The organism is Streptomyces liliiviolaceus (genome assembly GCF_018070025.1).
GTDB lineage: Bacteria > Actinomycetota > Actinomycetes > Streptomycetales > Streptomycetaceae > Streptomyces > Streptomyces liliiviolaceus.
On record NZ_JAGPYQ010000001.1, the window covers coordinates 6,435,173 to 6,444,489 of the forward strand.

Genomic DNA, 9,317 nt, shown 5'->3' on the forward strand with positions numbered 1-9,317 from the left:
CCTGAAGGCGTCGGGCCATTATTTCGGGCCGCGGAAATGACGTGTTCCGTGGACCACGCTAAGCAGCCGCCCGCGTGGCGGACAACCCTTATCAACCCCTTTCCACGGATGACGGAATGACTGAGATTCCCGAGCACGCGCTCCACGCGCGATTCCTGCGCGGCCTGGCCGCCTCCCCCGGACGTCCCGCGTTCCGGACCGACGACGGGACCATGACCTACGAGACCCTGCACGAGCAGGCACTCGCGTGGGCGGGCGCGCTGCTGGCCTCGCCGGCGGGACCGCCCCGGGCTGTCGGCGTACTGGCCGAGAAGGGCCGGACGTCATGCGCCGGGCTGCTCGCGGCGCTGTACGCCGGTGCGGCCGTCGTACCGCTCGCTCCCGACTTTCCCCCGGTGCGCACCCGGCGGATGCTGGCGGCGGCCGGGGTCTCGGCGGTGGTCGCCGACCGGGCCGGGCTGGCCGCGCTGGAGGCGGCCGACCAGGCTGCGCCCGACCGGGATACGGCCGACCCGGATGCGGTCGGCCCGGATGCGGTCGGCTCGGATGCGGTCGGCTCGGATGCGGTCGGCTCGGACGTGCCGGTGCTGACGAGCGATCCCGGGGCCGCGGGCCGGTTCCCGGCCCTCCCGGTCCGTGCGCGAGACGCCCTGAGCGCACCGCGCCCGGTCGCGCCCGGCGACCTCGCCTACATGCTCTTCACCTCGGGTTCGACCGGCCGCCCCAAGGGTGTGCCGATCACGCACGCGAGCACGCACCACTACTTCTCCCTGCTGGACGCCCGCTACGACTTCGGCCCCGAGGACGTCTTCTCACAGACCTTCGGACTGAACTTCGACTGCGCGATGTTCGACCTGTTCTGCGCGTGGGGAGCCGGCGCGAGCGTCCATACGGTGCCCGTGCGCGCTTACACCGATCTGCCCGCGTTCGTCGCCGAGCGCGGGATGAGCGTGTGGTTCTCCACGCCCAGCGCCGTCGCCCTCGTCCGGCGGATGGGAGGCCTGACGCCCGCGGCGATGCCGTCACTGCGCTGGAGCCTGTTCGCCGGTGAGGCGCTGCGCTGCGCGGACGCCGCCGACTGGCAGGACGCCGCGGCCCGTTCGATCGTGGAGAACCTGTACGGCCCCACCGAACTCACCGTCACCGTCACCGGTCACCGCTGGTCGCCTCGGCTCTCCCCCGCCCTCGGGGTGAACGGCCAGGTACCCATCGGGACGTTGCACGCGGGTCACGACCAGCTGCTGCTCGGCCCCGACGGGGCTCCTGCCGGACCTGCCGGAACCGAGGGCGAACTGTGCGTCACCGGACCGCAGATGACCGCCGGCTACCTGGACCCCGCGGACGACGAGGGCCGCTTCCTCCGGTACGGGGGCCGGACCTGGTACCGCACCGGTGACCGCGTCCGCCGGCTGGCGGACGGTCAACTGGTCTACCTCGGCAGGCTGGACGCCCAGGTACAGGTCCAGGGCTGGCGGGTCGAACTCGCCGAGGTCGACGACGCCGTCCGCGCGTGCGCCGGAGTCGAGGACGCGGTGACCGTGACCCGCCCCGCGGGCGGCGGCGGACTGGAACTGGTGGTGTTCTACACCGGCGTCCCCGCCTCCCCCGTCGTCCTCGCCGGGCAGCTGCGGCGGGTGCTCCCCGAAGGGATGCTGCCGCGGGCGTTCCGTCACGTCGAGTCCTTCCCGCTCAACGCCAACCGGAAGATCGACCGGTCCCGGCTCGCGGCGACGGCCGGCACACCCGGCGGGCCCTGAACGCACCACACCGGGCCGCCCGGAGCGGCCCGGCTCCGACCGACCATGTCTCCCGACGGAGGATCAATGTCCACCACCGCATCACCCCAGCTGGCCGGGCGGCGAGAGTGGGTGGGGCTCGCCGTCCTGGTCCTGGCCAATCTGCTCATCTCGATGGACATCTCGGTCCTCTACCTCGCCGTCCCGTTCATCACCGCGTCGCTGGAGCCGAGCAGTGTCCAGCAGCTGTGGATCCTCGACATCTACGGGTTCCTGCTCGCCGGTCTGCTGATCACGATGGGCGTCCTCGGGGACCGGTTCGGACGCCGCCGGCTGCTGATGATCGGCGCCGCGCTGTTCGGCACCGCGTCGGTCGCCGCCGCCTACGCGGGCAGCGCCGAGACCCTCATCGGCACCCGCGCGCTGCTCGGCGTGGCGGGCGCGATCCTCGCGCCGTCCACGCTGGCGCTCATCCGCAACATGTTCCAGGACGTCGCCCAGCGACGTACCGCGATCGCGATCTGGACGGCCGGGTTCGCCGGCGGCGCCGCGCTCGGGCCGCTGGTGTCCGGGGTACTGCTGGACCACTTCTGGTGGGGCTCGGTGTTCCTGATCAACGTCCCGGCGATGGTGCTGCTGCTGGCACTCGCGCCGGCGCTGATCCCCGAGTACCGCGATCCGCGGCCCGGCGGGTTCGACCTGCTGAGCGCGGTGCTGTCGCTCGGCGCCGTGCTCCCGGTGATCTACGGGATCAAGTCGCTGGCGCAGGACGGTGTGAGCGCGGTCGCGGTGGCGGCCCTGCTCGCCGGACCGGTGATCGGCGCGGCGTTCGTCCAGCGGCAGCGGACGGTGCGCGATCCCCTGATCGACCTGAACCTGTTTCGCGTACGTGCCTTCTCGGCACCGATGGCCGTGAACGTGGTGGCGTTCTTCGCACTGGTCGGATTCGCACTGTTCTCCACGCAGTGGCTGCAACTCGTGCGCGGCATGGGCCCGTTGGAGGCCGCGCTGTGGTCGCTGCCCGCACCGGTGGCGGTGGCCTTCGCCACCACGATCGCCACCGGCGTCGCCCGCACGGTGCGTCCGGTGTACATCGTGTCCACCGGGCTGCTGATCACGGCCGTCGGGTTCCTCGTGCTGACCCAGGTCGGGGTGCACTCCCACCTCGCGGTCCTGGTCGGCGGTGTCGTCGGGGTCGCCGTCGGGCTCGGGGTCGCGCTGACGCTGACCGCCGACATGATCCTCGGCGCGGCTCCGCCGGAGCGCGCCGGAGCGGCGTCCGCTCTGTCGGAGACCGCCAACCAGCTCGGCGCCGCGCTGGGCGTCGCGATCCTGGGGAGCATCGGCGCCGCGATCTACCGGACCGATGTGCGGGACACCGTGCCGTCCGGAATGCCGCCGGAGGCGCTGCACGCCGCTCGCGAGACGCTGGGCGGAGCGTCCGAGGTCGCCCAGCAACTCCCGGAGCCCGCACGGTCCGGGCTGCTGGACGGGGCCCGGGAGGCGTTCGTCCACGGCCTGAATCTCAACGCCGCGATCGCCGCCGCCGTGATGGTGGCCGCCGCCACGGCGGCCACGCTGCTGCTGCGCCGCCAGCCGGTGGCCCCGGCTGCCTCGGCCGCACCCGACGCGCCACTCCGCGCACCGAGTGACACGCTCCTCGACGAACCGAGCGGGGCGCCCCTCGACCAGCCGCTCGACGAGAGCGTGCCGGGGTCCGCCGGGGGCTGACCCCGGGCGGGGTACGGGCGGGGTACGGGCGGGGTACGGCCCAGATCCGGGCCGTACCCCATCCGCGTGCGGTCCGGCCCCGGGCGACCGGGCCCGGACCCCACCTCGGCACGGGCCGGCCCCGAGCGCGGCGCGTCACACGACGCGCCGCTCGACACCCGCGTGCCGGGGTCGCCCGTGGGCTGGCCCCGGGCCGGAGCCGGCCTGGGGCAGGGGCGGATTCGGGTCAGGCCGGGGTTTCCAGTTCGTCGTCCAGGATGGCGAACATCTCCTTCGCCGACACCGTCGCGAGGCTCGCCCCGGTGGCGGTGCCGGTCTGAGAGGGGGCGGCCCAGGCCGCGGTGAGGGCGCGCAGCCGGGCGGTGATCCTGGCGCGCTCGGCCTCGTCCGGCTCGGCTGCCTCCAGGGCCAGTTCCAGGTTCCGCAGTTCGGTGTCCAGTGCGGGCCCGGTCTCTTCCTCCGGAGCCAGTTCGGTCAGCAGCAGTTCGGCGACCGCGCGGGACGTCGGATGGTCGAAGACGAGCGAGGTGGGCAGCCGGAGGCCGGTGACGGCGTTGAGGGCGTTGCGCAGTTGGACCGCGGTGAGCGAGCTGAAGCCCAGCTCGGTGAACGCCCGGTCAGGCTCGATGGAAGCGCCCTCGTCGTGGCCGAGTACGGCGGCGACCTGACCGCGGACGACCTCCAGCAGGAAGCGGTCCCGGTCGGGACCGGTCCGGCCGGCGAGTCGCAGCGTCGGCGGGGCGGCCCCTCCGTTGCGGGCGGTCCGCCGGGCCGGGACCCTGACCAGGCCGTGCAGCATGGCCGGCAGCGCCGCGGATCCGGCGTGGGAGCGCAGGACGCCGATGTCGAACCGGACGGGCAGCAGGACGCTCCCGCCGTGCTCCAGGGCCCGGTCGAACAGCGCCAGCCCTTCGGCGGTGGACAGCGCCGGTATCCCGGAGCGTTCGTGCCGCCGGGTGTCCTCGCCGAGCCGCTCGGCCATCCCGGCCTCGGCCCACGGGCCCCACGCCAGCGACACCGCCGGCAGGCGCCGGCCGCGCCGGTGTTCGGCGAGCGCGTCCAGGTAGGCGTTCGCCATCGCGTAGTTGCCCTGTCCGGGGGCGCCGAGGGTGCCGGAGACGGACGAGAACAGTACGAATGCCGTCAGGTCCTGCTCGCGGGTCAGTTCGTGCAGGTTCCAGGCCGCGTCCACCTTGGGTCGCAGGACGGCGGCCACGCGCTCGGGGGTCAGGGCGGAGATCACCCCGTCGTCCAGGACACCCGCGGCGTGGACGACACCGGTGAGCACGCGTCCGTCCAGCAGGGCGGCCGCGGCCCGTCGGTCGGCCAGGTCGCACGCGGTGATCTCGACGCGCGCGCCCAGTGCGGTGAGTTCCTCTCTCAGTTCCGCCGCGCCGGGTGCGTCGATGCCGCGCCTGCTGGTCAGCAGCAGCCGCCGGACTCCGTGCGCGGACACCAGGTGCCGGGCGATCAGGGTGCCCAGACCGCCCGTCCCCCCGGTGATCAGTACGGTGCCGTCGGGGTTCCAGGGCCCGGGAACCGCGGGTGTCCGGCCCGCGCCGGTCAACCGGGGGATCCACGGTTCGCCCGCGCGCAGCGCGACCTGGGGTTCGGTCAGGGAGGCCGCCGCGGGCAGGGCTCGCGCCGACTCGGGGGTGCCGTCGGTGTCGAGCAGGACGAACCGGTCGGGGTGTTCGGCCTGGGCGACGCGGACGAGGCCCCACAGGGCGGCTGCGCCGAGGTCCGCGATGCGTTCGTGGGGCGCCGCGGCGACCGCGCCCCCGGTCACCAGGACCAGCCGGGACGCGGCGAACCGGTCGTCGGCGAGCCACGCCTGGATCAACTCCAGCATGCGGCGCGAGACGGCGTGCACGTCTTCGGGCGTACGGGCGAGGCCCCCGCTGTCGGTGCCACCGGCAGCGGGGGCCTCGCGGACGTCTCGGACAGACGGCGCGACCAGGACCACCTCGGGTACGTCCGTCTCGGCGAGGGCCGCCAGGTCCGCGAAGACGGGGATCCCGTCGGCCTGACCGAGCCCGTCCGCGACGACGCCGACGGCGGCGCAGGTCGCGCGCGGCGCTTCGAGGGGCGTGCGCGTCCAGCCGACCCGGAACAGCGAGTCGTGCCATGCGCCCCCCGCGGAGGTCAGCCGCTCGGCGGAGACGGCGGTCGTCGTCACGGCGCCGGACAGCACCGGCCGGCCGGTCTCGTCGGCGAGTCGCAGGGTACGTCCACTGCCGGCGGCCGGAGAGATCCGTACCCGCAAGGCCCTGGCGCCCGTCGTGTGCAGGCTCACCCCGCTCCAGCCGGTCGCCATCACCGCCTCGGTTCCGCCGGTCCGGCCGGTTCCCTCGTCGAGGAAGGCGATGTGGGTGGCGGCGTCCAGCAGCGCCGGGTGGATGCCGAACCCGGCCGCCCCGGTGGAGCCGCTCTCGGGGAGTTCGACCTCCGCGAAGAGTTCCCCGTCGCGCCGCCATGCCGCGCGCAGCCCCTGGAACACCGGCCCGTAGCCGTGGCCCCGGACGAGCAGCTTCTCGTACGCGTCGTCGATGTCGACGGGGTCGGCGGCGCGCGGCGGCCACTCGGCCAGGTCGAACGCGGCGCTCTCCTGGTCCGGGGAGAGCAGGCCGGAGGCGTTGTGCGTCCACGGCAGGTCCGCGGGAGCGTCCGCGGGCCGGGAGTGGACGTCGACCTGCCGGGTGCCGGCCTCCTCCGGGCCGACCGCCACCTGGAGCGAGAGGGCGCCACGTGCCGGGACCACCAGCGGTTCGTGGACGGTGAGTTCGGCGATCGTCCCGCAGCCGACCTCGTCGGCGGCCCGCATGAGCAGGTCCACGTACGCGGCGCCCGGCAGCGGCGTGCTGCCGAGCAGGTCGTGGTCCGCCAGCCATGGCTGGGTGCCGAGCGCCAGCCGTCCGGTGAGGACGGCACCGCCGGAGCCGGGCAGGGCGAGGACGGCGCCGAGCAGCGGATGCCCGGCGGGTTCCAGCCCCGCGGTGCCGACGTCGTCGACGCGGCCCGTGGCGGCGCCCGTCGCGTCGGGCCAGTACCGCTTGCGCTGGAACGCGTACGTCGGCAGGTCCACCCGCCGGGCGCCGCGTCCGGCGAACACGGCGTTCCAGTCGACCCGGGCGCCGGCGACGTGGAGCCGGCCGATCGCGGTCAACAAGGCGGCGGGCTCGGGGTGTTCGCGGCGCAGCGCCGGTACGGCGAGTGCCGCGGTGTCCTGGGCGCGGTCCAGGATGTCCTCGGTCAGCGCGGTGAGTACGCCGTCGGGGCCCAGTTCCACGAACCGGGTGACGCCCTCGGCCCGCAGGCGGGCGACGCCGTCGGCGAAGCGGACCGCCTCGCGGACGTGCCGTACCCAGTGGTCGGGCGAGCCGAGGTCGCCCGCCGTGGTGCCGGTCATGGTGGAGACGGCGGGGATGGCGGGTTCCGCGTAGGTGAGCCCTTCGGCGACGCGGCGGAACTCCTCCAGCATCGGTTCCATCAGTGGCGAGTGGAACGCGTGCGACACCTTCAGCCGGGTCGTCCTGCGGCCCAGGGCGGCGAAGTGCGCGGTGATGCGGTCCACTTGGTCCGCCGCGCCGGAGACGACGACCGAACCGGGGCCGTTGACCGCCGCGACCGCCACGTCGGCCGCTCCGAGGACGGGTACGGCCTCGTCCTCGGTCGCCTCGACGGCGGCCATCGCCCCGCCCGCCGGGAGTGCCTGCATCAGACGTCCGCGCGCGGCGACGAGCGTGGCGGCGTCCTGGAGCGACCACACCCCGGCGACGTACGCGGCCGCCAGTTCGCCGATGGAGTGGCCCGCGACGAAGTCGGGCACCATGCCCCAGGATTCGAGGAGCCGGTGGAGCGCGACCTCCACGGCGAACAGCCCCGTCTGGGTGTGGACGGTCTGGTCCAGCGGTCCGTCCTCGGACCAGATCACACCCTTGAGCGGCTGGTCGAGATGCCGGTCCAGCTCGGCGCACACCGCGTCGAGCGCTTCGGCGAACACCGGGAACTCCTCGTACAGTTCGCGGCCCATGCCGGGGCGCTGGGCGCCCTGGCCCGAGAACAGGAAGGCCGTCGGGCCGCCGCCCGCGGAGCCGACGAGCACGCCGGGGTGCGGCTCGCCGTCGGCGACGGCGGCCAGCCCGCGCAGTCCTTCCTCCGTGTCGCCCGCCAGCACGACGGCACGGTGCTGAAGGGCGGCCCGGCCGGTCGCCAGTGAGTAGCCGACGTCGAGCACGTCGGCCGGTCCGCCGCTCGACACCTGTGCCAGTGCGCGCCCGGCCTGGGCACGCAGTGCGGCGGGGTCCCGTCCGGACACCGGCCATGGCACGGGGAACCGGGCCGAACGGTTCGCGGGGACTTCGGGTGCCCCGTCCTCGGGGACCGCGTGTGCCTCGTCCGCGAGGGCTACGGGTGTCCCGTCCGCGGGGATTTCGGGTGCCCCGTCCGCGGGCTCGTCCGGCGCCTGCTCGATGATCATGTGGGCGTTGGTTCCGCTGACTCCGAAGGAGGAGACGCCCGCCCGGCGCGGCCGACCGCTGTCGGGCCACGGGATCGCCTCGGTCAGCAGGCGTACGGCGCCCTCGGACCAGTCGACGTGCGACGAGGGCTCCGTCACGTGCAGCGTCCTCGGCAGCAGTCCGTGGCGCAGCGCCATCACCATCTTGATGACACCGCCGACACCCGCGGCGGCCTGCGCGTGCCCGATGTTCGACTTGACGGACCCCAGCCACAGCGGGCGCTCTTCGGGCCGGTCCTGACCGTACGTGGCCAGCAGCGCCTGTGCCTCGATCGGGTCGCCCAGCGTCGTCCCCGTACCGTGCCCCTCGACGGCGTCGACGTCGGCGGCGGACAGCCGTGACTCGGCGAGGGCCTGGCGGATGAGTCGCTGCTGCGAGGGCCCGTTGGGCGCGGTCAGGCCGTTGGACGCGCCGTCCTGGTTGATCGCCGAACCCCGGACGACCGCCAGTACCGGGTGGCCGTTGCGGCGGGCGTCCGACAGCCGTTCCAGGAGCAGGATTCCGGCGCCCTCGGACCAGCCGGTGCCGTCGGCGGTGTCGGAGAACGCCTTGCAGCGCCCGTCGGGTGCCAGTCCGCGCTGACGGCTGAACGCGATGAACGGCGCGGGCAGCGACATGATCAGAACGCCGCCGGCGAGCGCGAGGTCGCACTCGCGCCGCCGCAGTGCCTGCGCGGCCAGATGCAGCGCGACCAGCGACGACGAGCACGCGGTGTCGACGGTCAGCGCGGGGCCCTCAAGGCCGAGTGTGTAGGAGATCCGGCCGGAGATGACGGAGGCCGCGTTGGCCGTGCTCAGATACGCCTCCTCCGCCTCGGGCATGGCGTCGAGCGCGTACGCGTAGTCCTGGCCGCCGGAGCCGACGAAGACGCCGACCTGTTTCTCGCGCAGGCCCGACGGGTCGATGCCCGCGCGTTCGCAGGCCTCCCAGGAGAGTTCCAGCGCGATCCGCTGCTGCGGGTCCATGGTGAGGGCCTCGCGCGGGGAGATCCCGAAGAAGGCGGCGTCGAACTCGCCCGCGTCGTGGACGAAGCCGCCCTCGCGGACGTAACTGGTGTGCGGCCGGTCGGGGTCGCTGTCGAACAGCTGCCCGGTGTCCCAGCCGCGGTCCTCGGGGAACGCCCCGATCGCGTCGGTCTCCTTCTCGACCAGCCGCCACAGGTCCTCCGGGGAGCGGACCCCGCCCGGGTAGCGGCAGCTCATCGCGACGACGGCGACCGGCTCCCGCTCCTGGGTCTGGACCTCCTGCAAGCGCTGACGGGTCTGGTGCAGTTCAGCGGTCACCCGCTTGAGGTAGCCGAGAAGCTTCTCGTCGTTCGCCATTGCGCCTC

General features: G+C 74.1%; 3 protein-coding genes. 2 read left to right on the top strand and 1 reads right to left on the bottom strand.

Annotated elements, in window-relative coordinates; translation table 11 throughout:
• Positions 1–116 precede the first annotated feature (116 nt).
• Together J8N05_RS27970 and J8N05_RS27975 are read left to right on the top strand one after the other, a co-directional pair.
• Complete coding sequence (locus tag J8N05_RS27970) at positions 117–1,757, top strand: AMP-binding protein (RefSeq protein ID WP_210887512.1); 1,641 nt, start codon at positions 117–119, stop codon at positions 1,755–1,757.
• A gap of 66 nt (positions 1,758–1,823) precedes the next feature.
• On the top strand, positions 1,824–3,467 hold the full coding sequence (locus J8N05_RS27975) for an MFS transporter (protein ID WP_210887515.1): 1,644 nt from the start codon (positions 1,824–1,826) through the stop codon (positions 3,465–3,467).
• Positions 3,468–3,693: 226 nt separating this feature from the next.
• On the opposite strand, the gene J8N05_RS27980 is transcribed toward J8N05_RS27975, so the two are convergent.
• Positions 3,694–9,309 carry a type I polyketide synthase gene (locus J8N05_RS27980; protein WP_247706527.1) on the bottom strand — a complete coding sequence of 1,872 codons (5,616 nt, stop codon included), beginning with the start codon at positions 9,307–9,309 and terminating at the stop codon, positions 3,694–3,696.
• Positions 9,310–9,317 lie beyond the last annotated feature (8 nt).

Coding starts and splice junctions, on each gene's coding strand:
- J8N05_RS27980 (WP_247706527.1), bottom strand. CDS start 9,309: ATGGCGAACGACGAGAAGCTTCTCGGCTACCTCAAGCGGGTGACCGCT.
- J8N05_RS27970 (WP_210887512.1), top strand. CDS start 117: ATGACTGAGATTCCCGAGCACGCGCTCCACGCGCGATTCCTGCGCGGC.
- J8N05_RS27975 (WP_210887515.1), top strand. CDS start 1,824: ATGTCCACCACCGCATCACCCCAGCTGGCCGGGCGGCGAGAGTGGGTG.